Annotated in this window: 25 protein-coding genes; 8 read left to right on the top strand and 17 right to left on the bottom strand. The window is 65.7% G+C overall.

What is annotated here, in order from left to right; translation table 11 throughout:
- Positions 1 to 22: 22 nt before the first annotated feature.
- The gene (locus ASC63_RS01740; RefSeq protein WP_055809121.1) at positions 23 to 508 is read right to left on the bottom strand and encodes a MarR family winged helix-turn-helix transcriptional regulator; all 486 of its coding nucleotides are present in this window, start codon (positions 506 to 508) and stop codon (positions 23 to 25) included.
- A gap of 112 nt (positions 509 to 620) precedes the next feature.
- Here ASC63_RS01740 and ASC63_RS01745 point away from each other — a divergent pair, with 112 nt between their 5' ends.
- The 3 genes from ASC63_RS01745 to ASC63_RS16720 are packed head-to-tail and all read left to right on the top strand — an operon-like array spanning position 621 to position 1,827.
- Positions 621 to 1,259 carry an NAD(P)-dependent oxidoreductase gene (locus tag ASC63_RS01745; protein WP_055809123.1) on the top strand — a complete coding sequence of 213 codons (639 nt, stop codon included), beginning with the start codon at positions 621 to 623 and terminating at the stop codon, positions 1,257 to 1,259.
- Between the two features lie 2 nt (positions 1,260 to 1,261).
- Complete coding sequence (locus tag ASC63_RS01750) at positions 1,262 to 1,621, top strand: DoxX family protein (protein WP_055809125.1); 360 nt, start codon at positions 1,262 to 1,264, stop codon at positions 1,619 to 1,621.
- On the top strand, positions 1,564 to 1,827 hold the full coding sequence (locus ASC63_RS16720; RefSeq protein ID WP_082487039.1) for a GNAT family N-acetyltransferase: 264 nt from the start codon (positions 1,564 to 1,566) through the stop codon (positions 1,825 to 1,827). The genes ASC63_RS01750 and ASC63_RS16720 overlap by 58 nt, the downstream gene beginning before the upstream one ends.
- 102 nt (positions 1,828 to 1,929) lie before the next feature.
- On the opposite strand, the gene ASC63_RS01755 is transcribed toward ASC63_RS16720, so the two are convergent.
- From ASC63_RS01755 to ASC63_RS01765, 3 genes are all read right to left on the bottom strand, one after another.
- Complete coding sequence (locus ASC63_RS01755; RefSeq protein WP_055809127.1) at positions 1,930 to 3,096, bottom strand: cystathionine gamma-synthase; 1,167 nt, start codon at positions 3,094 to 3,096, stop codon at positions 1,930 to 1,932.
- 46 nt (positions 3,097 to 3,142) lie between these two features.
- Positions 3,143 to 4,507 (bottom strand): cystathionine beta-synthase, encoded by a 1,365-nt coding sequence (locus ASC63_RS01760; protein ID WP_055809128.1) that lies wholly within the window; start codon positions 4,505 to 4,507, stop codon positions 3,143 to 3,145.
- Positions 4,508 to 4,653: 146 nt separating this feature from the next.
- A complete protein-coding gene (locus ASC63_RS01765; RefSeq protein WP_082487042.1) occupies positions 4,654 to 6,564 on the bottom strand; it encodes an FUSC family protein in 1,911 nt (636 codons plus the stop codon).
- A 69-nt stretch (positions 6,565 to 6,633) separates the two neighbouring features.
- Here ASC63_RS01765 and ASC63_RS01770 point away from each other — a divergent pair, with 69 nt between their 5' ends.
- Positions 6,634 to 7,314, top strand: a complete 681-nt coding sequence (locus ASC63_RS01770; RefSeq protein ID WP_055809132.1) for a metal-dependent transcriptional regulator — start codon at positions 6,634 to 6,636, stop codon at positions 7,312 to 7,314.
- A gap of 108 nt (positions 7,315 to 7,422) precedes the next feature.
- On the opposite strand, the gene ASC63_RS01775 is transcribed toward ASC63_RS01770, so the two are convergent.
- The 7 genes from ASC63_RS01775 to ASC63_RS01805 all read right to left on the bottom strand — a co-directional run bounded on the left by ASC63_RS01775 (position 7,423) and on the right by ASC63_RS01805 (position 16,299).
- On the bottom strand, positions 7,423 to 8,709 hold the full coding sequence (locus ASC63_RS01775; protein WP_268765127.1) for an Nramp family divalent metal transporter: 1,287 nt from the start codon (positions 8,707 to 8,709) through the stop codon (positions 7,423 to 7,425).
- Positions 8,710 to 8,746: 37 nt separating this feature from the next.
- Positions 8,747 to 10,657 (bottom strand): ABC transporter ATP-binding protein, encoded by a 1,911-nt coding sequence (locus tag ASC63_RS01780; protein WP_055809136.1) that lies wholly within the window; start codon positions 10,655 to 10,657, stop codon positions 8,747 to 8,749.
- 124 nt (positions 10,658 to 10,781) lie between these two features.
- On the bottom strand, positions 10,782 to 11,660 hold the full coding sequence (locus ASC63_RS01785; RefSeq protein ID WP_055809138.1) for a carbohydrate ABC transporter permease: 879 nt from the start codon (positions 11,658 to 11,660) through the stop codon (positions 10,782 to 10,784).
- Positions 11,657 to 13,021, bottom strand: a complete 1,365-nt coding sequence (locus ASC63_RS01790; RefSeq protein WP_055809140.1) for an ABC transporter permease — start codon at positions 13,019 to 13,021, stop codon at positions 11,657 to 11,659. Before ASC63_RS01790 ends, ASC63_RS01785 begins: the two co-directional genes overlap by 4 nt.
- 21 nt (positions 13,022 to 13,042) lie before the next feature.
- Positions 13,043 to 14,362 (bottom strand): ABC transporter substrate-binding protein, encoded by a 1,320-nt coding sequence (locus ASC63_RS01795; protein ID WP_055809142.1) that lies wholly within the window; start codon positions 14,360 to 14,362, stop codon positions 13,043 to 13,045.
- A 174-nt stretch (positions 14,363 to 14,536) separates the two neighbouring features.
- On the bottom strand, positions 14,537 to 15,781 hold the full coding sequence (locus ASC63_RS01800; RefSeq protein WP_055809144.1) for an MFS transporter: 1,245 nt from the start codon (positions 15,779 to 15,781) through the stop codon (positions 14,537 to 14,539).
- Positions 15,781 to 16,299, bottom strand: a complete 519-nt coding sequence (locus ASC63_RS01805) for a MarR family winged helix-turn-helix transcriptional regulator (RefSeq protein ID WP_055809146.1) — start codon at positions 16,297 to 16,299, stop codon at positions 15,781 to 15,783. Before ASC63_RS01805 ends, ASC63_RS01800 begins: the two co-directional genes overlap by 1 nt.
- A gap of 175 nt (positions 16,300 to 16,474) precedes the next feature.
- On the opposite strand from ASC63_RS01805, the gene ASC63_RS01810 reads away from it, so the two are divergent.
- Together ASC63_RS01810 and ASC63_RS01815 are read left to right on the top strand one after the other, a co-directional pair.
- Positions 16,475 to 16,840, top strand: a complete 366-nt coding sequence (locus ASC63_RS01810; protein ID WP_157487540.1) for a hypothetical protein — start codon at positions 16,475 to 16,477, stop codon at positions 16,838 to 16,840.
- A 194-nt stretch (positions 16,841 to 17,034) separates the two neighbouring features.
- Positions 17,035 to 17,958, top strand: a complete 924-nt coding sequence (locus tag ASC63_RS01815; protein WP_055809152.1) for a patatin-like phospholipase family protein — start codon at positions 17,035 to 17,037, stop codon at positions 17,956 to 17,958.
- 80 nt (positions 17,959 to 18,038) lie between these two features.
- Here the strand turns inward: ASC63_RS01815 and rplL are convergent, their stop codons facing one another.
- The 3 genes from rplL to ASC63_RS01830 all read right to left on the bottom strand — a co-directional run bounded on the left by rplL (position 18,039) and on the right by ASC63_RS01830 (position 20,757).
- Positions 18,039 to 18,422: a 50S ribosomal protein L7/L12 gene (gene rplL, locus ASC63_RS01820; protein ID WP_055809155.1), complete on the bottom strand. Its 384-nt coding sequence runs from the start codon at positions 18,420 to 18,422 to the stop codon at positions 18,039 to 18,041.
- Between the two features lie 64 nt (positions 18,423 to 18,486).
- Positions 18,487 to 19,002 carry a 50S ribosomal protein L10 gene (rplJ, locus tag ASC63_RS01825; RefSeq protein ID WP_055809157.1) on the bottom strand — a complete coding sequence of 172 codons (516 nt, stop codon included), beginning with the start codon at positions 19,000 to 19,002 and terminating at the stop codon, positions 18,487 to 18,489.
- Between the two features lie 300 nt (positions 19,003 to 19,302).
- Entirely contained in the window at positions 19,303 to 20,757 is a 1,455-nt protein-coding gene (locus tag ASC63_RS01830; protein WP_235491714.1) for an MFS transporter, read from the bottom strand.
- Positions 20,758 to 20,950: 193 nt separating this feature from the next.
- On the opposite strand from ASC63_RS01830, the gene ASC63_RS01835 reads away from it, so the two are divergent.
- A complete protein-coding gene (locus ASC63_RS01835) occupies positions 20,951 to 22,723 on the top strand; it encodes an MDR family MFS transporter (RefSeq protein ID WP_055809162.1) in 1,773 nt (590 codons plus the stop codon).
- Positions 22,724 to 22,747: 24 nt separating this feature from the next.
- Complete coding sequence (locus ASC63_RS01840) at positions 22,748 to 23,200, top strand: MarR family winged helix-turn-helix transcriptional regulator (RefSeq protein WP_235491716.1); 453 nt, start codon at positions 22,748 to 22,750, stop codon at positions 23,198 to 23,200.
- Between the two features lie 8 nt (positions 23,201 to 23,208).
- On the opposite strand, the gene ASC63_RS01845 is transcribed toward ASC63_RS01840, so the two are convergent.
- The 3 genes from ASC63_RS01845 to ASC63_RS01855 all read right to left on the bottom strand — a co-directional run bounded on the left by ASC63_RS01845 (position 23,209) and on the right by ASC63_RS01855 (position 26,499).
- The gene (locus ASC63_RS01845; RefSeq protein WP_055809169.1) at positions 23,209 to 24,069 is read right to left on the bottom strand and encodes an NAD-dependent epimerase/dehydratase family protein; all 861 of its coding nucleotides are present in this window, start codon (positions 24,067 to 24,069) and stop codon (positions 23,209 to 23,211) included.
- 76 nt (positions 24,070 to 24,145) lie between these two features.
- Complete coding sequence (locus tag ASC63_RS01850; RefSeq protein WP_082487044.1) at positions 24,146 to 25,726, bottom strand: sensor histidine kinase; 1,581 nt, start codon at positions 25,724 to 25,726, stop codon at positions 24,146 to 24,148.
- On the bottom strand, positions 25,723 to 26,499 hold the full coding sequence (locus ASC63_RS01855; protein WP_200936714.1) for a response regulator transcription factor: 777 nt from the start codon (positions 26,497 to 26,499) through the stop codon (positions 25,723 to 25,725). Before ASC63_RS01855 ends, ASC63_RS01850 begins: the two co-directional genes overlap by 4 nt.
- Between the last annotated feature and the right edge of the window lie 27 nt (positions 26,500 to 26,526).

Raw genomic sequence — 26,526 nt, forward strand, 5'->3', positions numbered from 1 at the left:
GCCGGTCGCACCCTGCGGAGCGCTAGTCGTGGCGCATCCCCGGATGCACGTCGGGGCGGCCCCCGCCGCGACTCGCCAGCCGCTGCAGCAGCGCGAGCAGGGATGCCCGATCGTCGTCACCGAATCCGGCGAGCAATTCCGCCTCCTGCTGATCGGCGAGCTGGTGCGCTCGCGGCAGAAGCTCCCGCGCGGTCGTCGTGAGCCGGATCGCATGGGCCCGCCGGTCATCGGGGTGGCGGCTTCGCTCGACAAGCCCGCGCTCCTCAAGCTCATCGATCAAGCCGACCATCATGTTGCGGTGAATACCGAGGGCATTCGCCAGCTGTTGCTGGGACTGCCCGTCTTCGTGGGCCAGGTGCACAAGCAGGCCGAAATGGTTGGGCTGGATACCCAATGGCGCCAGACGGTTGGCAAAGCTCCGCGCGCTCTGAGTGCCCAGTACGGAGAGCAGGTAACTCACTCGGGCATCGAGAGGAAGAGGGGGCGCAGCGCTCGCCTGATCAGTCATTCTTCATATGGTACCCACTAAAGATTGCCATATTATGTTATTGTCACTTATCGTGACGATCTAAAGAACCTCGGCTGTGCGGCTGGGATCGCGTTCAGGAAAGGAACACACCATGCGACTCACCGTTTTCGGCGCGACCGGCGGCATCGGAGGTCATCTCGTACGACAGGCACTGGATTCCGGACATGCGGTAACCGCGGTGGTGCGCGATCCCGCGCGACTGGAGCTGCGGCATCCGTCGCTCATCGTGGTGACCGCACCCGACGTCACCGACCTCGATGCGGTACTGCCCGCCGTCAGTGGCAGTGACGCGGCACTCTCCGCCATCGGCCCGCGCAGCAACAAAGACGGAGCCGTGGCCTCCACTGCCACCCGAGGCATCCTGAACGCCCTCGAAGCCGGCGGTGTAGGACGGTTCATCGCCGTGAGCGCAGCCCCGGTCGGCCCGGCGCCCGAAGACGACAGCTTTCTCAACCGCCGTGTGCTCATGCCGCTCATCGGGCGCATACTGCGCGGCGTATATACCGATCTCGCGACCATGGAGGACGACATGAACCACAGCGCCATCGACTGCACGGCGGTGCGACCACCCAAGCTCAGCAACAAACCCCTGACCGGCGTCTACCGCACGGCGATCGGCGGTAGCGTGCCGCGCGGCTACTCCATCTCACGAGCGGATGCGGCCCATGCGATGCTCGCCGCCGTCGATAACCCGGCGACCTTCGGCCGGCCGCTCGGAATCGCGTACTGACCGTGTACACCGCATCCGTCATCGTGACGATCGTTGCGATCGTGCTCAACGGCTTCTCCGGCGTCGCCGCACTATTCCACTTCAAGCCGATTCTGCCGGGCATGGTTGCTGCGGGCGTTCCTGTCTCGTGGCTGCGGTTCCCCATCGGCACCCTCAAGACGCTGGGCGCCGTCGGGCTCCTGATCGGCCTGCTGCGATGCCCGCCCCTCACGGTCGCGGCGGCGGCGGGACTCGTGATCTTCTTCATCTGCGCGCTGTACACGCACGTCTTCCACAAGAACTACTCGTTCCAGTTCGGCCTGGCATGGTTCCTGCTGGCGCTCAACGCTGTCACGCTGGCGCTGGCGATCCTGTCGCTCTGACGGATGCGACAAGGAACGTAAACGGGCACGGTCGGGGTGCGGCACTGATGGCCGAGGTTGAGAAGCGGCTCATCGCTCTCGGATGCCCCAAAGTGCAACTCCAGGTGCGTCCCGGAAACGAGGAAGCCCTGCGGTTCTACGACGCGCTCGGGTACACCCCGTTCAGCGCCAGCAGCACCGGGAAACGTCTCATCCTCGACGATTAGGCGCATATCGCCCCGTTCTCGCAGCGCACCCTCTCCGAGGGCTGGGCGCGCTGCGAAACCGGGGTGATGTAGTGCCGCGAACGACCTACACCCGCTACACCATTACCGCGCGAGCGCCTGCTCCACGTCGGCGAGCAGGTCGGCTACGTCTTCGATGCCCACCGAGAGGCGCACCACGTTGTCGGGAACCTCCAGCGCCGTGCCCTTCACCGAGGCGTGCGTCATCTCGGAGGGGTAGCCGATGAGCGACTCCACGCCGCCGAGCGACTCAGCCAGCTGGAAGACGGTGGTCGACTCCGCGAAGTGGCGCGCGGCATCCGCCCCACCGGCGAGCGCGACAGAGAGCATGCCGCCGAAGCCGCTCATCTGCCGAGCCGCCAGCTCGTGGCCAGGGTGAGAGGGCAACCCCGGGTAGTAGACGGCCTCGATCGCCGGATGCTGCGCCAGCTTCTCCGCGATCGCCTGCGCGTTCTCGCTGTGGCGCTGCATCCGCACGCCCAGCGTCTTGATGCCGCGCACGGTCAGCCACGCGTCGAGCGGAGCCGAGACCGCGCCGGCCGCGAACTGCAGGAACGCGACCTTGTCGGCCAGCTCCTCGTCACTCGTGACGATTGCGCCGCCGATCACGTCGGAGTGCCCGCCCAGGTACTTGGTGGTCGAGTGCACCACCACGTCGGCGCCGAGCGAAAGCGGCTGCTGCAGGGCGGGCGAGGCAAAAGTGTTGTCGACGACAACGATCGCCCCGGCCGCGTGGCCGAGTACGGCGAGCGCCGCGATGTCGCTGATCTTCATGAGCGGGTTGCTCGGCGTCTCGATCCATAGGATACGTGTGCGCTCGATTCCGAGTGCCGAACGAACCGCGTCGTGGTCGCCCAGGTCGACCGTCGTGTTGCGCACGCCCCATGCTCCGTGCACGCGATTGATGAGCCGGTGAGTGCCGCCGTAGACATCGTTGCCGAGAACGACATGATCGCCGGGCGCGAGCACCGCGCGCAGCAGCGCGTCTTCGGCCGCAAGGCCCGACGCGAAGGAGATGGCGCGCGAGCCGCCCTCGAGGGAGGCGAGCAGCGTCTGCAGCGAGGTGCGCGTCGGGTTGCCGCTTCGACCGTATTCGTAGCCGCCGCGCAGTCCGCCGATGCCGTCCTGCACGAACGTGGAGGTCTGGTAGATCGGCGGAATGATCGCGCCTGTGGTCGGGTCGAACCCCTGGCCCTCGTGAATGACGCGGGTGTTGAAGTGCTGCTGGGCGTCGTGCGGTGTTTCAGTCATGCTGTTGCCTCGGTATTCCTTGAAGAACGGTATTTGCTGAAGAACGTTATTCGCTGAGGAAGGTGAGCAGGTCGTGGCGGGTCAGCACGGCCACGGGCTTGCCGCCGTCGGTGACAAGCAGCGCTCCGGAACCGGCGAGCGCCGCTCGCGCGGCCGAGACCGTCTCGTTGACGCCGATGAGCGGCAGCGGAGCACCGGCGAACGACTCCACCTTGTCGGCCATTCCCGCCTGCCCGCTGAAGACCTGTTCCAGCAGCGCGCTCTCCTCGAGCGCGCCCACCACCTCGCCGATGACGACCGGCGGTTCCGCGCTCAGCACGGGCATCTGCGAGACGCCGAACTCGGTCATGATGCGAATGGCATCGTGCACCGTGTCACTCGGATGCGCGTGCACCAGATCGGGCAGCTCGCCGCTCTTGGTCTTGATGATGTCGCGCACCGTCGCCTCGTCGGAGACGTCGCTGAAGCCGTAGGAACGCATCCACTTGTCGTTGAAAATCTTGCCGAGGTAGCCGCGGCCGCCGTCGGGCAGCAGCACGACGACGACGTCGTCGGCGGTGAGTGAGGCGGCGGCTTCGAGCGCCGCAACCACGGCCATGCCGCTCGATCCGCCGACCAGCAGGCCCTCCTCGCGGGCGAGCCTGCGCGTCATGGCGAAGGCGTCGGCATCGCTGACGGCAATCACCTCGTCAACGACGCTGGGGTCGTATGCGCCCGGCCAGAAATCCTCGCCGACGCCCTCGACCAGATACGGCCGACCGGTACCGCCCGAGTAGACCGAGCCCTCAGGGTCGGCGCCGACGATGCGCACGCGACCCTCGGAAGCCTCCTTGAGAAAGCGACCGGTGCCGCTGATGGTGCCGCCCGTGCCCACGCCCGCAACGAAGTGCGTGATCTTCTGCTCGGTGTCGCGCCAGATCTCGGGGCCGGTGGTCTCGTAGTGACTCAGCGGCCCGTTCGGGTTGAAGTACTGGTTGGGCTTAAACGCGCCATCGATCTCGGCGGTCAGCCGATCCGAGACGCTGTAATACGACTCGGGGCTGTCGGGGGCGACGGATGTCGGGGTCACCACGATCTCGGCGCCGTACGCCGTGAGCACATTGCGCTTGTCTTCGCCCACCTTGTCGGGCAGCACGAAGACACAGCGGTAGCCGCGCTGCTGGGCCACGAGCGCAAGCCCGACGCCGGTGTTGCCACTGGTCGGCTCCACGATGGTGCCGCCGGGCTTGAGCAGGCCCTCGCGCTCGGCCGCGTCAATGATGCGGGTGGCGATGCGGTCCTTCGATGATCCACCGGGGTTGAGGTACTCAACCTTCACCAGCACGGTGGCGGCAATGCCATCGGTCACGGTGTTGAGCTTGACGAGCGGGGTGTCGCCGATGAGATCGAGAATCGTGTTGGCGTACTTCATGTCGGTGTATTTGTCCTTCTTTATCTGAGTCGACCGCCCGGTGCGGGGTGGTGCCCGGGCGCGCGACGAGTCGTGTTGGTCGGCTGGGTCAGCGACAACAACAGGACGGGGAAACACGCATGAGGCCAGCTTATCGCCCGGTGCGGTCAGTCGTCAGACGGGCCGGAGAACACCGCGTGCGCGACGCGAAGTTCCGAGGCGACCCCGTCCAGCGGGCCGCCCTCGGGCAACGTCAGAGTTCTCGGCCGCCGCTGCTCATGCACGGCCGCCGAAAGCTCCTGCATCGTATCTATCACCTGCTGCGCCTCGCCCGGCGCGGGCTGCTGCCCGCCGATCTCGACGCGCGTCACGACCGCGGTGACGGCATCCGTGAGCCGTTCGAGCACCACGACGGCCGGCCACCACGCGGATGCCTGCCGACTGACCGGAGGAGGCTCGGCGAGCGCCTGCTGCAGCACCGTGCGCAGATCGGAGAGGCCCCGGTACGTTTGGCGGCGCAGGCGGGTGCGCTGGCCGTCGGCGCCGAGTGCAACGCGCAGGTATTCGAGCAGATCGTCGGTCACCGAGGCGACCCTGTCACTGATGCGTGAACTCGACCGCCAGACATTCGGCCACGGAAGGTAGCCGACGAGAAGCACGATGGCGCAGCCGAGCGCCGTATCCAGCAGCCGTGACACCACGAGATCCTCGTTGCCGTTGCGCGACAGGTCGAGCAGCAGCACTATCACAGGGGTGAGAAAGGTGGCGAACATGCCGTAGTTGCGCTTCAGCGTGATGGGCAGCATTGCCGCGAAGACACCCAGGGCGATGAGAATCGGCACGCCGAACGGCACGTAGGCCAGCAGCAGCGTTCCGATGAGCACCCCGACCACGGTGCCGACACCGCGTTGCACGGCGCGCGCGAACACCGAGCCGAAGTCGGGCTTGAGGGTGACGGCAACGGTGAGGGCTATCCAGTACGGCCTCTCCACGGGAATCAGCGCGCCGACGAGTTCGGCGACCGCCAGGCAGAGCACCAGGCGCAGAATGGGCTTCCACGTGGCCGGGCCGCTGGCGACGGCGTCGCGCAGCGCGAGCATCCGCTCCCTGAAGGTCGGATGCCTGGGCTGTTCGGAGTCGGCGCCCTCCGCCTTCGCAAACAGGGACGCCACCGATCCCAACCGGGACTCGAGGGCCGCGAGTTCGCGCGAGGGCGCGGCATCGGGCGTCAGCTCGGCGGCGATCTCGACCGGCCCGGTGCTGCGCAGCACGGCGCCAGCCATGGCCCGGGTGGCCGCCGTCAACCGCAGCGGAATCGTCTCCCCCGAGCGCACGAGCGTGGTGGTGGCCTCCACGACCGGCGTCGCGGCGTTCAGCAGCGCGCCGAGCCGGCGCACGCGGGCATCGCGGCCGCCGCTGGTGGCGCGAAACGACACCACGGTGTCGTAGGCCTCGTTCATGGCCGTCGTCAGATTGACACGCGCGCTGTCGACGCCCTCACGGCCCGAGACATCCATGAGCATCGCCAGGCTGCGGTACACCTCGGAGACGGCAAGGCGCTCCGGCGCCGTGGCCCGCCCGATGCCGCCGGCCATCGACAACAGCAGCGCCCAGGCCGCGCCAGACAGGTAGAACAGGGTCGGCAGCCACCACGGTCCGTGTCCGAAATTGACCCCGGATGCGACGATCGTGAAGATCAGAAACTGCAGGCTCGCCACGGAGGCCACGTTGCCGAGCACGCTCACCAGCCCCGAGACGAGCCCGGCCACCAGCACGAACAGGGCCGTCATGAGGCCGTCACCGAAGATCAGCCCGCCCAGCAGAAACCCGACCGCACCCGAGGCCGCCACGACGCTGAGCCGATACAGCCTGGCCCGATAGCGACCACCGAGATCTGCCCCGGATGCCGACAGCGCCCCAATCGCACACAGCATGCCCGGCCCGAGCTGGCCGATCGACATGCCGACCGCGACGGGCGTGACGATCGCCACGGCAGAACGGACCGCCCGCGCCCACGGGATCGGTGCGGGTTGCGGACGCAACAGCTGGCCCACCCACCCGACCGCCGGAGTCCTCATGCCGACAGCCTAGGCAGGGAGCTGCCCCGCCGCCCACGCGCCCTGCCGTCGCCTGCCTAGGATGGGTTCATGTCCGTCTCCCAGCTGACGAACGCCGCGCAGGACTACCTCAAGGCCATCTGGAGCGCGACGGAATGGTCGCCGACGCCCATCACCGTCACGCAGCTGGCCGAGCGCATGGGTGTGCGTACCGCGACGGTCTCCGATGGCATCCGGCGTCTGGCCGAGCAGGGGCTGCTCGAACACGCGCCGTACGGCAGCATCGAGCTCACCGAGACGGGGCGCACGCACGCCGTCGCGATGGTGCGCCGGCACCGGCTGCTCGAGACGTTTCTCGTCGAGGTGCTCGACTATGCGTGGGACGAGGTGCACGACGAGGCCGAGGTGCTCGAGCACGCGGTCAGCGACGAGCTTGTCGAGCGCATCGACGCCCGCCTGGGGCATCCCTCGCGTGATCCGCACGGTGACCCGATTCCCACCGCCGATGGGCGACCCCATCTTCCGGATGCGACGCAGCTGTCACGCGCGCCGCTCGCGACCGCGCTCATCGTCACCCGCATCTCGGATGCCGACCCGGCGGTGCTGCGGGCTCTCGCCCGGCGCGGCATCCGGCCGGACACGCGCCTGACGGTGCTCGGGCACGACGATGAGGCCGGCGGCCCCACCGTAGCGCTCACGCCGACTGCGGCCCCCATGCCGCTCGACGGCAACATCGCCGACGCCGTCTGGGTCACGCCGGCAGCGGAGTAGCGCGCGGTGGTTTCGAGACGCTCGTTCCTCGCTCCTCAACCAGCGGAACGTCCGCTGATTGAGGAGCAGTCGAGGAACGAGGCTGCGTCTCGAAACCAGCTCCGCGAACTACCCTCCCATCGGCGCAACCGTCAACACGATCAGTGCGATGTTGAGCGCCACGATGAGGGCGACGACGAGCCAGCCGAGCACGCGCATCCCGAGCCGGTTTGCGTGGGTGCCCATGAGCATCCGGTTGCCGGTGAGCCGCATCAGCGGCACCAGCGCGAACGGAATGCCCAGACTCAGGAAGACCTGGCTGAGCACGAGTGCCCAGGTGGGGTCGACCCCGACGGCGAGAATCACTATCGCCGGCACCAGCGTCACCACACGGCGCAGCAGCAGCGGCACCCGGATGCGCAGCAGGCCGGCCATGATGGTCGCGCCGGCGTAGCTGCCAACCGAGGTGGATGCCAGCCCCGAGGCGAGCAGGCCTATCGCGAAGATCACGCCGATGGCAGGCCCGAGGGCGGAGCTGAGCGCGGCATGCGCGCCCTCGATGGTGTCGGTGCCCTTAACCCCGCCGAGACTCGCGGCGGCCACCAGGAGCATGGCGATATTCACTGCGCCGGCGATGGCAAGCGCGCCGAGCACGTCCCACCGGGTGGCCGTGAGCAGGCGGCCGAGTAGCCGTGGGCTGCTCTGGTGGCCGTGCCTGTCGCGCGCGAGCGCCGAGTGCAGGTAGATGGCGTGGGGCATCACCGTGGCGCCGAGCATGCTCGCGGCCAGCAGTACGGAGCCGGAACCGTCGAAGCGGGGCAGGAGCCCGCCGACGGCATCCGGCCAGCTCACGGGGGAAACCACGAGTCCGGCCAGAAAGCCGATCGCGATGATCGCGAGAAGAGCCAGGATGACCGTCTCGAAGGGGCGCTGGCCGCGCCGCGATTGCACGGTGAGCAGCAGAATCGAGACGACGCCGACAATGACCCCACCCACGACCAGCGGCAGACCGAAGAGCAGGTTCAGGGCGATGGCGCCGCCGATGACCTCGGCAATGTCGGTGGCGGCCGCCACCAATTCGGCCTGTACCCAGAACGCGCGCCGGGCAGCCGGGCGCATACGTTCGCCGAGCAGTTCGGGCAGACTGCGGCCGGTCACGAGCCCGAGCTTGGCCGACTGGTACTGCACCAGCACGGCCATCGCGTTGGCCGCGACGAGAACCCAGACGAGCAGGTAGCCGAAGCGTGCGCCGGCGGTGAGGTTGGCGGCGACGTTGCCGGGGTCAACGTACGCGATGGCGGCCACGAAGGCCGGACCGAGCAGAAAAAGGATGCGCGTGCTCCCGCGGGCGCGCTTCGGCGGGGAAGCTGTGGCTGTCGCATCCGTCGCCATCGACCGACTCGCCTCCCGTCGCATTGTTAGACGAGGCTAACAATACTCCCGCCGACGTGAATCAGTCCGTGCCAGGTTCGCCGGCCACCGACGCCACCCCTTCAGTTCCACCGCGCTGTTCCCTGTACAGCCGCGCGTACGTGCCGCCCACCGCAAGCAACTCGGCGTGTGTTCCACGCTCCACGATGCGGCCGCCGTCGACCACGAAGATCACGTCTGCCGCCACGATCGTCGAGAGCCGGTGCGCGATCGCCACCGTGGTGCGCCCGCGCGCCGCCGTGTCGAGCGCGGTCTGCACGACGCGCTCCGAGATGGAGTCGAGCGCACTCGTCGCCTCGTCGAGCACGAGCACCTCGGGGTTCTTCAGCAGCACGCGCGCGATCGCGATGCGCTGCTTCTCGCCGCCGGAGAGCCGGTAGCCGCGCTCGCCCACCAGGGTGTCGTAGGCATCCGGAAAACTCGCGATCGTGTCATGGATGTTCGCCTGGCGGGCCGCCGCCTCGAGTTCGGACTGCGTGGCATCCGGCTTCGCATAGCGCAGATTCTCGGCAATGGATGCGTGAAAAAGGTAGGTCTCCTGGCTCACAACGCCGATGTGCGCGACCAGGGATTCGTGCTGCAGCTCACGCACATCCCTGCCGGCGAAACGCACACTGCCGGCCGTCGCGTCGTAGAAGCGCGGCACCAGATACGAGACGGTGGTCTTGCCGGCCCCGCTCGGTCCGACGAACGCCGCGAACTGGCCGGGCTCGATCGTGAACGAGACGCCGTCGAGCGTGGGTCGCTCGCCCTCGCGCGCATCCGGATACGCAAATCTCACGCCGTCGAACTCGATGCGCCCGAGATCGGCGCCCTCGGAAACGGATGCGGCGCTCGGCAGGTCCGCAATGGCAGGCCGCAGGTCAAGATACTCGAAGATGCGCGCGAACAGCGCCCCGGATGTCTGCAGATCGAGCGCCACCCGCATGAGCCCGAGCAGGGGGAACAGCAGCCGGGCCTGAACGGTGGTGAACGCCACGATGGTGCCGGCCGTGATGTCGCTCGCGCCCGCGTGCAGCAGCCAGCCCGCCACGAGGTACACGATTGCGGGTATCGAAGAGAGAAAGATGTTGACCATCGCGAAGAACCACTGGCCGCTCATCGACTGGCTCACCTGCAGCCGAATCTGGTTCTCGTTCTCGTGGGAATAGCGGGCCGTCTCGGCATCCTGACGGTTGAAGCTTTTGGAGAGCAGAATGCCCGAGACGCTCAGCGTCTCCTGTGTGATGGCCGTCATGTCCGACAGCGACTCCTGCGTCTTGGTGGCGATGCGCGCCCGCACCTGGCCTACCCGGCGCTGGGCTATCACCAGAATCGGCATGAGCACCACGGCGATGATGGTCAGCTGCCAGTTGAGCAGCAGCATGGCCACGAACGCCGCCATCACCGTGACGGTGTTGCCGAGCACGCTCGAGATCGTGTTGGTGAGCACGCTGGCCACGCCGCCCACGTCGTTCTGCAGTCGCGACTGGATGACGCCCGTCTTGGTATGCGTGAAGAAGCTCAGTTCCATCGACTGCAGGTGACTGAACAGCCGCACCCGCAGCGACCCCATCACCCTGTTGCCGACGGATGAGGTCAGATACGTCTGCCACACGCCCAGCAGCGCCGAGCCGACGTAGACCACGATCATGAGGCCGACGAGCCCCATCAGCACCGGCAGATTCGGGCCGCCCCGGGGGAACAGCCCGTCGTCGAACGCGCGCTGGGTGAGCAGCGGCGGCACCACCGAGAGCGCGGCACCGATGAGCACGAGCACGATGGTTGTGACGATCGCCGCCCGGTGCGAGGCAAAGAGCGCGAAGATGCGCCGCCCCAGATTGCGGATGCGTGGCGCCTCAGCATTCGCAGCCCGCTGCGCCGCGTAGTCTCCGCCGCTGATGCGGCCGCGGCCTGGCCCGCCTGCACCGGCCGCCGCGCGGGTCGCGCCCATGCGGCCTCCGCCGCCAGCTCCGCCGGTCCCGGCGCCGTGCATTCCACTCACGTGGTGAGCCTAATCCCGACTGCCGACGCGGTTCGCGCGTATTCGCTGCTCGCGTACTGGCGAGGCCGCCGCGCTACTTCGTCGACCCCGCGAGCAGCGCGGTCACGAAGTAGCGCTGGAATGCGAAGAAGACAATCAGCGGAACGATCATCGACAGGAATGCCCCGGAGGAGAGAACGTCAATGTTCGCCCCGAACTGGCGCAGCTGACCCTGGATCGCCACCGTCACCGGCTGGGACGACGCGTTCGTGAAGATCAGCGCGATCAGCATGTCGTTCCACACCCAGAGAAACTGGAAGATGCCGAGCGAGGCTATCGCGGGCATCCCGAGCGGAATGATGATCGTGGAGAAGATGCGCCATTCGCTCGCGCCATCGAGACGCGCGGCCTCCATCAGCTCGCCGGGCACCTGCGTGAAAAAGTTGCGCAGCAGAAAGATGGCGAACGGCAATCCGAACGCCACGTGGAACAGCACAACGCCGACGATCGAGCCGAACAGGCCCAGGCTGCCGTACAGCTTCGCGATGGGAATCAGCGCCACCTGGGATGGCACCGCGAGCAGCACAATCACGGCGATGAGCAGCCAGTCCCGCCCCGGAAACTTCATCCAGGCGAAGGCGTAGCCGGCCAGCGATCCGATGATGATCACGAGCAGCGTCGCCGGCACCGTGATCATGATCGTGTTGCCGAACGACCCCATGAACTGGTTGTTCTGCAGTAGGTTCGCGTAGTTGTCGACGGTGAGCTGGGCCGGTGTCGTGAAGACGGTCCACCATCCGCTCGCACTGTTGTCTTTACTGTTGCGCAACGACGAGATGAACAGCCCGACGGTCGGTACGAGCCAGAAGATCGCTATGACGATCAACACCAGGTTGACGACGCCCTTGCCGAAGAAGTCGAGAATCTTGCGTGCGGCGCTGCGCTGCGCCTTCACCAGCGTGAGCCCGCTCATCGTTCCTTATCCATTCTGAAGCGACGCACGTTGATGATCATGAAAGGCAGAACCAGTATCAAAAGCAGGATCGCCAACGCGCTGCCGAGACCCTGGTTGTTGCCGCCCCCGAACGAGACGGTCCACATCTGCACCGCTATCACCGTGGCATCCGGCAGCGAAGAAGGCGGAGGTATGACGTAGACCAGGTCGAAGATTTTCAGCACGTTGACGATCAGTGTCACGAAGACAACGACGAGCACCGGGGAGAGCAACGGCGCGGTGATCCTTCGGAACACCTGCCATTCGTTGGCGCCGTCCATGCGGGCCGCCTCCTGCAGGTTGCGATCCATCGCCGAGAGTCCGGATGCGATCATCACCATCGCGAATCCGGCCCAGATCCAGATGTAGCTGAGGATCACAACGGCCGTCACGAGTGTCGGCCCGAGCCAGGAGACACCGGCGTATGACGCACTGAAGTTCTTGGCAGGCAGGCTCACGACATGACTGCCCGACGGAACCGATGTGATCACGTAGGTGCCGTCATCCGCCGTGGTCGCCGAGGCGACCACCTTGCCCGAGGAATCCAGCGCGTCGACTTCGACGCCCGGCAATCCCTTCTTGCCGTCGCCGATCTTGCCGTTGGTGCCGCCGCCGCCGCGCACGAAGTCCAGCCACACCGTTCCGGTGATGGTTCCGGATACCGCCGCCTGTGCTTCAACCGCGTCCTTCGCGCTCGCCGGAACGTCGGTGGGCTTGATGGCTACGAGAGGAAAGTCCTGACTCGACCCGGCGGCCACCGGATTCTGCGAGACGACCCCACCGTCCTTGACTCCGAGCCCGGCCTCCGGCCGTGGTCGCGCATTCGGATAGGCGGAACCGCCACCGAAAGTGTCATGGATGCCGACGAGCGCGGCATTGACCACACCGAGCTGCGGGCTTTCCTGGAACGTCGTGCGGAAGATGACGCCGGCAGCCACCATCGAGATCGCCATCGGCATAAAGACGATGAGCTTGAACGCGATGCCCCACTTGATCTTGTCCATGAGCACGGCAAAAATCAGGCCGAGAATTGTGACCGTGACCGGCACAACGACGACCCAGATGACGTTGTTCCGGATCGCCGTGAACGTCGACGGATCCGTGAACATGGTCGCGTAGTTGCCGAGGCCGAGAAAGTTCGTTCCGGCCGCGTCGTACAGCGAACGCCAGACCGAATAGATCACCGGATACGCGACCAGTACTCCGAGAAGCACCAGTGCGGGCGCGAGAAAGCTCACCGCGATCGTGATGTTGCGACGCCTGGCGCCCGGGCGGGGAGGGCGCCGTGCACCCTCCCCGTCCGTCGCACCAACCGTCGAGGCAACCTCCGTGGTTGTCATGACGAAGCCGTCGCGGTTTCGTTACTTCCAGGCGGCCACGGCCGCGGCTTCCAGCTTTGCCTGTGTGCCCGCGATGTCCTTCGGGTTGTTGAAGAAGTCGATCAGAATCTGCCACTCACCCGTGCCCTTTGTGCCGCCGAATGCGCTCGGTGCCTGATCGGACATGTCGAAGCGGAAGGTCTTGGCATTCAGCACAGCTTCGGCGATCTGCTTGGTGGTGGCATCGGGATACGCCGAGGTATCGACCTTCTTGTTGGGCGAGGTGAAGCCACCGAGCTTCACCCAGATCGTTGCCGACTCGGGGCCGGCAAGATACTTCATGAGCTCGGCCGCCCCCTTGTGCGTTGTCAGCTGGATCGCGGCGTTTCCGCCTCCGACCACGGCCGGACCGGAGCCGTCAACCGATGGGAAGTCGTAGAACTTGGCGTTCTTGCCGACAACCGACTTGGTGTCGCTGGCAATGTTTCCTGCGACGAAGTCACCCTCGAAGACGGTACCCGCCTTGGGAGGGGCACCGAAGACGGCCGTCACGGAGTCGCCGAAGGTGCGCTGCGCGGTTCCAGGCTGCACCAGGTTCGAGTTGCCCCACAGCTGCCCGAGAATGGTGAGTGCCTTCGTCACCGAGGGATCCGTCCACGGGATCTCGTGGTTGGTGAGCTTGTCGTACATGGCGCCGCCGGCCGAACGCAGGTACACGTTCTCGAACCAGTCGGTCAGCGGCCAGCCGGCATCCGCACCGATCGAGATGCCCGGCGTGCCAGAATCCGAGATGACACCCAGCTGCTTGATGAAGTCGTCCCACGTCTTGGGAACGGTGGCGCCGGCCGCGTCATAGACGTCGGTGTTGTACCAGACGGTCGATTTGTTGGCGCCCTTGAACCAGACACCGTAGACCTTGTCGTTGTACGAGCCGAGCTTCACCCAGTCTGGCGAATAGTTCGCCTTGACCTCTTTGAGCGTGGCTGCGTCCAGCGGCTGCAGGCTGCCGGCCTTGGCGAGGTTGTTCAGCAGGCCCGGCTGCGGCACTACCGCGACATCCGGCGGGTTGCCGCCCGAGATCTTGGTGTCCAGCGTCGTCGCGACATCGCTGCCGTAGCTCTGGTAATTGACCTTTGCCCCGGTCTCCTTCGTGAACTGGGCCAGCACGGCCTCGAAGTTCTTTTGCTCCGCCCCCGACCAATCGGATGCGACATTGAGCGTCACGCCCTTCAGCGCGCTACCTGAACCACCGCTGGTCGATCCTCCACCCGAGCCCCCGGATGAGCACCCGGCCAGCGCGAGTGCGGCGATGCTTGTGGCTGCCAGGATCGGAATGATTCGACGACGACCTATGCTCTTCATCTGTCTCTCCTCGTTGAGCGTGCAGTGCAGCGTTTACAACAAAGGATTCCTCGGATGCAAACGCTTCCTCAGTGACACCCTACCGAGGGGCAGACAGCTTCGCATCGGGGACCGGGTTGCAAATTGGCAACCATTTGAGCACCGACGCCTTCGCTGAGGTGCGAGCGGGTGAGGTCAGCTCGCGTCGGCGAGCGTGAGCGCCTCGGCCTCTTGCAGTTGCGTCTCCTCGACACCGTCAACACGCTTCAACCGGCGACTGCCCGTCACGATGATGACGGCGGCGATCAGCACGGAGACGCCACCGGCGAAGTATGGCGTGGCTGCTCCCAGCAATCCGGCCAGCAGCGTCGCCCCGGGCGGGGCAATGGCACCGCCGATGAAACGCACGCCCGAATATGCGGATGATGCGACTGAGCGGGGCAGATCCGTCGCCTCCATAACCGATTCGGTCAGCACCGTGTTCATGACGCCGAGCAGCAGGCCGCCCACAATCACGCAGACGATGATGCCTACGACCGAGCCCACGACCAGCCCCGCGACGATCAGGTCGATCGCCAGCAACGGCAGCACTATCCACATGGTGCGCGTGCGCGGAAGCCGGTTGGTGAGCAGCGGCGCACCCCAGACGGAGGAGATTGCGACGGCAAGCCCCCAGCCGAAGAAGATGAATCCGAGGGTCATGGCGTCGCCGAAGCCAAGCTCCTGCAGCGCGAAAGGCGTGTACGCCAGCAGCACGAAGAAGCCGATGTTGTAGAAGAGTGCGGCACCGGCGAGCGTGCCGAGCGCCGGGTTGCGCAGCGCCCGGAACGGCGCGGAGAGCCGCGTGGGCGTCGGCGTCTCGGGGTTCTTGCGCAGCATCGCCACTATCGCGATGAACCCGATGGCCATGAGAGCCGCCGTGCCGAAGAACGGTCCGCGCCAACTGATGCCACCGAGCACGCCACCGAGCAGGGGGCCGACGGCGATGCCGAGGCCGAGCGCCGCCTCATACAGGATGATCGCGCTCGAGGTGCCACCGCTGGCCGCGCCCACGATGGTGGCGAGCGCCGTGGAGATGAACAGCGCGTTGCCGAGCCCCCAGCCCGCGCGGAAGCTCATGATCGCCTCGGCATTCGGGCTGAGGCCGGCCGCGGCCGCGAAGACCACGATGAGCGCGAGACCGATGAGCAGCGTCTTCTTGGCGCCGAGCCTGCTCGAGACCCAGCTCGTGAAGAACATCGCAACGCCGGTCACGAGCAGATACGTCGTGAACAGCATCTCGGTCTCGGTGGGCGTGGCCTTCAGGTCACGGGCAATCGCCGGAAGAATCGGATCGACGAGGCCGATGCCCATGAATGCGATGACGCTCGCGAATGCGACGGCCCACACGGCCATCGGCTGTTTGAGAATGTTTCCGGACTTTTCGGTGCCGTGCGCCATCAGTTACCTTTCCCACGCAGTGCCGACGATGCGGCATCCGTCAATTGCACCCGTGCGGTGACGATCTCCACGGCGCTCCGCAGCGTATCGACCTCGGTGCTTGTGATGCCCTCGAAAAGCGGCAACAGAGCGGATGCGAGCTGGTCGCGCCACGCATCCAGCGCCTGTTCTCCCTTGGTTGTGCTGGCGATCTGCCAGGCGCGGGCGTCGTCGACGTCGGCGATGCGCTTGACCCACTCGCTCTCGACGAGGTTGCGCACGATCTTGGTCATGGTGGGCTGGGAGACGCGGCTGTGTGCCGCGAGCTCGCCCAGGCGCATGGGGCCGTCGCTGCGCAGCGCGGAGAGCGTGCGCCACGTGGCGGGCGACTCGGTGTTGCCGGTCACGCGCGCGGCGAGGCGGGTGAGGCGGTGGCTGGTCTGCACGAGATCGCTGAGAATCGTGTGCAGCTCGGGTGGAACGTTACTCGGCGCGGCGCCGTGGGCGCGCGTCACATCAAGGACTTCATGTGCAGGCATCCCTCAACTATATATAGCCCGTCTATATAAATCAAAACGACGAAAAAGAGTCCCTCCTGCCACGAAAAGCACGATTCCGTCCGCTCTCGGGCACGTTCTCCGTCGTTTTAGTGTGCGCTCAGCGAGGCAGGAGTCGCGCATGGCCGTGATGACAGCAGCGACTGAGGCTTGGCGCATGGCGAGTCCCGAGGATATGGTGCGTGCGGTCTCTGCGTCGATGCGCGAGCGCACGGGCAAGACGGTCGAGGAGTGGGTCGCCATCGTGGCCGACGCCGGTATCGATCCAATCGACCACAAGGCCGTGCGCAACCTCCTGAAATCGCGGTGGTCGATCCCCCAGAACAGTCAGTGGGCGATTGCGGATGCCGCGGCCCGGTCAGCAGGCTGGCTCCTTCGGTTCACGGATGCCCCGACCGGCTCGCGCTTGATACCGAGCACAAATTTCGCTCAGGCATCCCATCGAGTCGCTCTGTCGACGCCCGAAGAGGTCGACACCGAACTGCGGAAGTTCATCGCCATCGCATACGCCCAAAACGGCTGAGCTTCACCCGACCGGTCGCGCTTGTGCACCGCCTCGACGGCGTGTTAGCGTTCTGCCGATCGTGATCTATCGGCAGGAGGTGAGACCCATGAACGCAGTATCCACAGTGGGCGCTCCCCTGCAGTCCACGATCGCGCGACTTTAGTAGTCGCCGCCGGGAGCGCCTGACACGCAATTTGCGAAAGGCACCTCCCATGAACACAACACTTTTTTCTACTCAGAATTTCACCCCGACAACCGGCAAGCGAGCCTTGGTGCTCGGCGGCGGCGGATCAACAGGCAACGCCTGGCTGATCGGCGTCGTCGCCGGCCTGTTCGATACCGGGCTGGACGTGACCACAGCCGAGCTGACAATTGGCACGTCAGCCGGATCGACGGCCGCGGCCCAGTTGGCTGGCGCGACCCCGACCGAGCTGTTCGCAGCCACCGTTGCCGCTGTTCCCGCGCAACGGACCGGTCCGGTCGGATCTGACCGACGCCCCGCCAGGCCGATGGCGGACCAGCTCGAGAGATTCCTGCAGGTCATCGCCTCCTCTGAGGACGTGGCTGACATGCGCCGCAGAATGGGCGCGGCAGCACTCGAAAGGGAGGCGGCATCGGACGGCTCCTGGCAAGCACGGTGGCGTACCACCGTCGCCTCTCGATTGCCCAGTCAGAGTTGGCCGCAACGTCTGGTGCTCATCACGGCGGTCGATGCCCATACCGGTGAACCGGTCGTATTCGATCGCCACAGCGGGGTCGACCTGGTGGATGCTGTCGCCGCCAGCTGCGCCGGCGGTGGCCTTCCCTACAGAATCGGCGACAAGGCGTACCTCGACGGCGGCTATCGTGCCAACGCCGAGAATGCCGATCTGGCAGTCGGCTACGAACGGGTGCTGGTGCTGTCCCCGCTCGGCGGCAAAACACTGCATCCACTGGAGTGGAACACACGACTGGCGGCGCAAGTCGACCTACTGCTCGCGGGCGGCAGCCGAGTCGAGACGATCTTCCCTGACAGCGACTCCGAGCATATGTTCGGCGCCAATGCGATGGATCCGTCTCTGCGTCCACCCGCTGCCCGAGCCGGTTACGAGCAGGGCACAGCCCTGAGCGAGCATCTCACCGACTTCTGGCGCTGACGGCCGCGAAACGCACAAAGGGCGCCGCCTTCGAAACGAAAGCGGCGCCCTTGCGAGGAACCCCGTAGACGGGGCCTTGACTACTTGAGCGTGACGGTGGCGCCAGCCTCTTCAAGCTGGGCCTTTGCCTTCTCGGCGGTCTCCTTGTTCGCACCCTCAAGAACAGCCTTAGGGGCGCCGTCAACAACGGCCTTCGCCTCACCGAGGCCGAGGCTGGTGAGCGCGCGCACCTCCTTGATGACCTGGATCTTCTTCTCGCCCGCAGACTCGAGGATGACGTCGAAGGAATCCTTCTCCTCAACCTCTTCCGCGGCGGCCGCGGGGCCGGCAACGGCTGCAGCAGCAACCGGAGCAGCAGCGGTGACCTCGAAGGTCTCTTCAAACTTCTTGACGAACTCGCTCAGCTCAATGAGCGTGAGCTCCTTGAACGCTTCGAGCAGCTCGTCGGTCGACAGCTTTGCCATAATGTTTTCTCCTTTAGTTCTCGTGATGTACTCACCGCGGTGTCGGCATCCGTTGCACGGATGACTAGCTCGCGGACTCCTGCTTCTCACGCAGCGCGTCGACCGTGCGAACGGCCTTCGACAGCGGTGCGTTGAACAGATATGCGGCTCCGAACAGCGAGGCCTTGAATGCGCCAGCCAGCTTGGCCAGCAGCACGTCGCGGGACTCGAGGTCGGCGAGCTTGCCTACCTCTGCGGCGGTCAGCGGGTTACCGTCGAAGTAACCACCCTTCACCACCAGAAGAGGGTTTGCCTTGGCAAAGTCACGCAGCGCCTTCGCGACGGAGACAGGGTCTCCGTGCACGAATGCGATGGCGGACGGACCGACGAGCTCGTCGTCAAACGACGAGATGCCGGCGGCGTTCGCCGCAATCTTGGTCAGCGTGTTCTTCACCACGGCGTACGTTGCGTCCGCACTGATGCTGGTTCGCAGCTGCTTGAGCTGGGCAACAGTGAGGCCGCGGTACTCGGTCAGCAGAACGGCAGTCGAGCTCTGGAACTTCTCCGTGAGTTCGGCAACCGAGGCTTCCTTGTTCGCCATGGCCACTCCTCAATATTTCTGTGCCGGCAGCCCCGGGCGCACATGAAAAAAGCTCCGTACGCAGTGGCACGGAGCGGGAGTCGCAGTGTCTTTCAACAGGATGCGAGAACTACTTCATACACCTGCGCGGGCCGTTCACGTGTGAACCTTCGATCGGATGCCTGCCCTCTTTCGAGAGAATGCAACCGATAACCGGCGGTCTTTGGCTTCGTACAGAGTACGGGAGGAGGCATCCGTTCTGCAAATTGGCCGAATGCTGGTCTCGATACGCTCGCTGCACGAGCTACTCGACCATCGGAACTACTCGGACTTCGCAGTGGAGGAGAGCGGTGCGGCGATGTCTTCGAGTGACTTGCGTTCGGAGTCGATGCCGAGGAACACCTCCACCAGACCAGCCGCGATCATGAGGCCAGCCCCCAGAAAGTAGCCGAATCTCACCGAAGCGGCACCCTGGTCGATGAACTGGCCGAACAGGATCGGGCCGATGATGCCACCCAGGCCGGTTCCCACCGCATAGAAGAACGCAATGGCCATGGCCCGGGTTTCCATCGGAAAGATTTCACTCACCGTGAGATAGGCCGCACTCGCTCCGGCCGAAGCGAAGAAGAAGACGACAACCCAGCACACGGTCAATCCCACCGCGTTGAGCGCGCCAGCCTGCCAGAGCAGGCCGGTGCCGACCAGCAGCGCGCCTGACCCGATATAACAACCGCTGATCATGACCCGGCGGCCGATGCTGTCGAACAACGAACCGAGCAGCAGCGGGCCGAGAAAATTGCCGATGGCTATCGGCACAAGCGACCACGGCGCTATCGAGTCTGAAACATGGAACAGCTTGGTGAGAACGAGCGCATAGGTGAAGAAGACGGCGTTATAGAGGAACGCCTGTCCGATGAAGAGTGAAAGGCCCAGTATCGAGCGCCTCGGATACACGCTGAAGCCCACGCGAATGATCTCCCCGAAACCGGTGGTCTTGCGCTGCTTGATCTCTATCTCGGCGTCGTCGCCGACGGCATCGAGCGATTCTCCGGATGTCTTCTCCACTTCTTTCTCGATGTCACCGACCAGCGCCTCGGCCTCTTTATCCAGGCCGTGGATGAACTGCCACCGTGGCGACTCCGGCACGTTGCGTCGCACCAGAAGGATCAGCACGCCGAGCACCGCGCCAAGCCCGAAGGCCAGCCGCCAGCCGAGGTCGGCCGCGAAGATATCGGTGTTCAGCAGCACAACCGTGAGCATCGCGCCGAACGCCGTGCCGAGCCAGTACGAGCCGTTGATCGCCAGGTCGACGACCCCGCGGCGCTTGGCCGGGATGAGCTCGTCGATGGCCGAGTTGATGGCCGAGTACTCTCCCCCGATGCCCGCCCCCGTGAAGAAGCGACAAATGAAGAAGTACAGCGGAGTGAAGGAGAAGGCCGTGAGCACGGTGGCCAGCAGATACAGGCCGAGCGTGATCATGAAGAGTTTCTTGCGGCCGAAGCGGTCGGTGAGATAGCCGAAGAACAGGGAGCCCACGCAGGCGCCGGCAACATAGACGGCTGCGGCAAGCCCGATCTGGCCGGTCGTGAGCCCGAGCCCGCTGCTGTGTTCGGTGAGACGCGAGGCAATGGCGCCCACGATGGTCACCTCGAGGCCGTCGAGTATCCACACGGTGCCGAGGCCGATCACGATCATCCAGTGCCACCGCGACCACGGCAGCCGATCCATTCGAGCCGGGATCGAGGTGCGGATGGTCTTCAATTCCGTTTGTGACATGTCTCCCCCTCAGCGATATCCGCACCGTACCCCCGTGGCCATGGCCGCGCCAGAAACCCGAGCGCCATCAACTAGTTGACTCAAGTCAACTAGATATATATAGTTGACCAGTTACAACCATCTAGGTTGTTTGCTGAGGCGCACCGTCGAGCCGACGCTCTCGTCCGTCATCACCAGACTTTGGAGTTCATCAATGTCGCGTGCTCTCACGCAGGATGCCCCGGCTTCCACCACCCCGGCGGGAATCGCCATGACACACCGCCAGGTTCTCGAGGCGCTTTCGGGCCTTCTGCTGGGCATGTTCGTCGCGATCCTCGCCAGCACGGTCGTCTCGACCTCGCTTCCGCGCATCATCTCCGACCTCAAGGGCGACCAGACGGCCTACACCTGGGTGGTGACGTCCACCCTGCTGGCCACGACGGTTTCCACGCCCATCTGGGGAAAACTGGCCGACCTCTTCAATCGCAAGCTGCTCATTCAGCTCTCCCTCGTGGTGTTCGTGGTGGGCTCCGCGCTGGCCGGCTTCTCGACGAACACGGACATGCTCATCGGCTTCCGCGTGCTGCAGGGCCTCGGCGCCGGCGGTCTCACGGCGCTCAGCCAGATCATCCTGGCCGACATCATCAGCCCCCGCGAACGCGGTCGGTACATGGGTCTGTTCGGCGCCGTCATGGGCGTCGGAACCGTGGGCGGGCCGCTGATCGGCGGGCTGCTCACCGACTCGCTCGGCTGGCGCTGGAATTTCTACGTGGGCGTGCCGTTCGCGATCATCGCCATTCTGCTGCTGCAGAAGACCCTGCGGCTGCCGAAGGGATCCGGCCGCAAGGTTTCCATCGACTACTTCGGCGCGATTCTCATCGCCGGCGGTGTCTCACTGCTGCTCATCTGGGTCTCTCTCGCTGGGCAGGCCGGTCAGTTTGAGTGGGCATCCTGGACATCACTGATCATGGTGGGCATCGCGGCGCTTGCCCTCATCGGAGCCGTCATCGTTGAGCTCAACGTGAAAGAGCCCATCATTCCGATGCACCTCTTCAAGAACCGCACCTTCACCTTTGCGACCATCGCCAGCATCACCGTCGGTGTCGCCATGTTCGGCGCATCCATCTTCCTCAGCCAGTACATGCAGCTCGCACGAGGCGCTTCGCCGACCCAGTCCGGCCTCCTGACCCTGCCGATGGTCATCGGCATGCTCGGCTCCTCGATCGTGGTCGGCCAGCTCATCAGTCGCTTCGGCAAGTGGAAGGTCTACATGGTGGCGGGATCGGTCTCGTTCACCGCCGGTATGTTCCTGCTCGGCACCGTGAGTTACAACACCAACTACGTGCTGCTGGCCGTGTTCATGTTCCTGCTCGGCATCGGCGTGGGCGTGGTCATGCAGAACCTCGTGCTGATCGTGCAGAACGTCGTTTCCCCGCGTGACATGGGCGCCGCCAGCGCCTCGGTCACCTTCTTCCGCAGCCTCGGTGGCACCATCGGTGTCTCGGTCATGGGATCGATTCTCGGCTCCAAAGTGGTCGAGCTGATCGGCGACAAGACGGATGCGCTCCAGTCCGCGATTGCGCACCTCGGGGCGGGCGGCGCGAAGGTTGCCGCGGCCCTGCAGAGCGGAACCATCCCCAAGGTGAGCGCCCTGCCCGAGAGCGTTCGCGTGATCATCGAGTCTGTCTACGGAGACGCCGTGGCACACATCTTCCTCGTCGCCGCGCCTGTCGCTGTCATCACCATCATCGCCGTGATCCTGATCCCGAACGCGAAGCTGGGCACCAAGACGACGCTGGAGCGGCTGGCCGAGGAACCGAAGGGGCCGCAGGCAACGCATCCGACTGTCATCGAAGAGGCCGAGGAGACCATCGTCGAGGTCGGCGAGGCCATGGCGGGTTCCGGTCCGTTCACGGCATCAGTGCCTGTTGTATCCGCTCCAACGGGACCCGCTCACCGGGCGGATACTCCCGCCCGAAATCGCTAAGCGAGCGCGACTATGATCCTTGCCATGACGGCAGCCGACCAGCATGTCTCCAGCGCGGCCATCGCATCCGTGGAAGAGCAATTCACCATTCTGTACACGCGGGTGCGTGCGGGAATGCGCGATCGCGCCTCCCGCGTGCACCCCGAGTTGCAGCCGCTCGGCTTCACCGTGCTGGCCACCCTTTTGCGCTGCGGTCCGACCCACGCCGGGGCGATGGCCGAGCGGCTCGACCTGGACAAGAGCATGATGAGTCGTCAGGTGCGGCAGCTCGAGGGCATGGGACTCATCACCCGCGAATCCGACCCGAACGACCGACGGGCCGCCTACCTGGTGGCGACGGCGGATGCGCAGACCCGCGTCGCCGCCGTGCGTCGGGCCGACCAGAAAAGCCTGCACGCCGGCCTCGCCGACTGGCAACTCGGCGACCTGGAGAAGCTCGTCGAATTGCTGGAACGGCTCAACAGCCTGAGCGAATAGTCGCCGAGTCAGTCGCGCCAGGAGTGCTGCGGGTCGAAGCCGAGCACGCGGCGGGCCTTGTCGATCGAGAGCATGGTGTCGTGCTCGCCGAGCTCGCGGGTAATCGTCACATTCGGAAAGACCTCTGCGACGAGCTCGTCATTCGAGCGGGACATGACCGTGTCCGCCGCCGCGATGATGAATCGGTCGAAGCCGGTCTTGTCCAACTCGAGCGCTTTCAGCACGGCCTGTGCGCCGTCGCGACCATCGATATAGCCCCAAAGGTTCCACTTGCGCAGCGTCGCATCCGCATCGAAGGAGGCGAACTCGGCGTAGTCCTCCTGGTTCATCACATTGGAGAAGCGCAGGCCGATGATCTTGAGCTGCGGATCCCAGCGGGTCAGCTCGATCGCCATTTGCTCCTCGAGGTGCTTCACCAGCGAGTACACGCTCTCGGGGCGTGCTGGGTATTCCTCGTCGACTGGAATGTACGGCGGCGGAACGTCGAACGGCAGCCCGAGAACCGTCTCACTCGAGGCATAGACGATGTTGCGGATGCCGGCCCGGCGCGCGGCCTCGAACACGTTGAATGTGGCCAGGATGTTGTTGTGAAAGGTGGCCACATCGCTCATGATGCCCGGGGCCGGGATCGCAGCCAGATGAACGAGGGCGTCGTATTTGTCAGGCACAGCGCCGGGCGCCTCCGAGCCGTCGCGCACGCCGAACAGGGCGTCGACGACCTCGCCGTAATCAGTGATGTTCACCTTCAGAAAGCCGGGACCGCGTTGACCGACCGCGTCGAGGTTGGTGACATGGTGGCCGGCGTCGCGCAATACGGCGACGACCGTGCTGCCGAGTTTTCCTGAGCCTCCGGTGACGGCGATTCTCATGTGTGCTCCTTCGTGCGCATCGAGATTCCAGTCTGGCACCCGTCGCGCCGGGTCTCGATACACGCCGAAGACGGCGTTACTCGACCAGCGGATCCACCACGGCCAGCGGAAGGCTCACCGCGAACGCGGTGGCACCGGGGTCGCTTGTGACAGTGACCTCGCCCCCGTGCGCCTCGACGACGGCGTGCACTATCGCGAGCCCCAGCCCGGTTGAGCCGGTCGCCCGGGAGCGGGAGCCGTCTCCGCGCACGAAGCGCTCAAACAGCGTGGGCTGCAGATCTTCGGGGATTCCCGGCCCGTTGTCGGAGACAGTGATCACGGCGCGCGGTTCTGGCTCCGACACGACGGCAATGCCCGCGGTGACCGCCGTGCCCTCCGGGGTGTGTACCCGCGCGTTGGCGAGCAGATTGGTCACCACCTGCTGCAGCCTCGCGGCGTCGCCCGGCACCTCGACGGGCTCCTCAGGGAGTTCCAGCGACCACACGTGATCGGGCCCGGCAGCATGTGCGTCGCTCACGGCATCGATCAGCATGCTCGTCAGGTCAACCGGCTTGCGCTCGAGATCGCGCCCTTCATCGAGCCGGGCGAGCAACAGCAGGTCTTCGACGAGCGAGGTCATGCGGGTGGCCTCGGATTCGATGCGGCCGATCGAGCGCGTCACATCCGCCGGCAGTTCGTGCGGAGAACGGCGGGTCAGCTCGGCGTAACCGCGGATGGAGGCGAGCGGCGTGCGCAACTCGTGGCTGGCATCCGCGACGAACTGGCGCACTTTCTTCTCGCTGTTCTGCCGGGCGGTCAGTGCCGAACCGATGTGGCCGAGCATGCGGTTGAGTGCCGCGCCCATGGTGCCCACCTCGGTGCGGGTGTCGGCATCCGATTCGGGCACGCGCACGGCCAACGCCACGTCACCGCTGTCGAGCGGCAGTTCGGAGACCTGCAAGGCCGCCCCCGTCATGCGCTCCAGGGGGCGCAGTGCGAGGCGCACGATGAAGGTGCCTGCGACGGCGAGAAGAGCAAGGCCGAGCACCGTGATCACGATGAGCGTGACGATCAGCTGCGACAGGGTGCCGTTCACCTCGGACAGGGGCAGGCCGATCACCAGACCATCGCCGGTCGGCAGGGTGGCCGCGACCACCCTATATTCGCCGAGGCCGGAGCCGAGATTGATGGTGCGCGGGCGGGCGTCACGCGGAATGGAAAGCAACTGGCTGACATGCACCGTGACCGATTTGGTGGTCGCCGAGGGGTCGAGGTAGCCACCGGCAAGAATGTTGCCGCCGGAGATCAGCGCGCCGAACGTTCCGGTCGGCTGGCCTCGCGCGCCCACCACGGCGTTGATCGGCGCGTTCGGATTGCCACCGAAGCTGCCGGGGTCGCGCAGAACGGCGCTGCGTCCGCGGTCGACGGCGCTGTCCAACTGCTGGTCGAGACGGCCCATGAGCGAGCTCTGCAATGCCAGCACGCTGATGAGCCCTATGACGATGCTGACCACGGCGAGCAGGGCCACCATGGCGAGAACAAGGCGGCTGCGCAGGGTCCAGGTGCCGAAGCGGCGAATGTGGATGCGATCGCGCAGGCGGGTAGGGGGGTGCGCTGCGGGTTGAGGAGGGCTCGACGAAGGAGGGCCCGTCTCGAAACCGGCATCGGCCTCGCTCATGTGGCGGCCTTCACCATGTATCCCGCACCGCGCACCGTGTGGATCATCGGCGTGCGCCCGGCATCGATCTTCTTGCGCAGATAGGAGATGTAGAGCTCGACAACGCTCGAGGAACCGCCGAAGTCGTAGCTCCACACCCGGTCGAGAATCTGGGCCTTGCTGAGCACGCGGCGCGGATTGCGCATGAGAAAGCGCAGCAGCTCGAACTCGGTGGCGGTCAGCGACACGGGCTCACCATCGCGGTGCACCTCGTAGCTGTCTTCGTCGAGAACGAGGTCGCCAACGGTGAGAATCGGGTCGGAGGCATCCGCGATCGCCGTGCGCGAGCGGCGCAGTAGGCCGCGCAGTCGGGCGACGAGCTCCTCGAGGCTGAACGGCTTGGTGACGTAGTCGTCTCCCCCGGCGGTGAGTCCGGCGATGCGATCGTCGAGGGCATCCTTCGCGGTGAGAAACAGCACGGGCGCCTCATAGCCGTCGGCGCGCATGCGGCCGAGCACCTGCAGCCCGTCGATGTCCGGCAGCATGATGTCGAGCACGACGACATCCGGCTTGAACTCGCGGGCGAGCGTGAGCGCCTGCTGGCCGTTCGGGGCGGTGCGCACCTCCCAGGACTCGTAATGCAGGGCCATCGACAACAGATCGGTCAGCGTGGCCTCGTCGTCGACGACGAGCACGCGGATGGCGCTGCCGTCGGGGCGACGCAGCACGGTTCGCGGCTGATTACGGGAGGAAGCGCCCTCGTTCGGGCGGTCAGAGATGCTCACGCTCCCCATTATGCGCACGCCGCTGCCGGGCCCACT

The sequence above is a fragment of the Leifsonia sp. Root112D2 genome (genome assembly GCF_001424905.1).
Lineage (GTDB): Bacteria > Actinomycetota > Actinomycetes > Actinomycetales > Microbacteriaceae > Root112D2.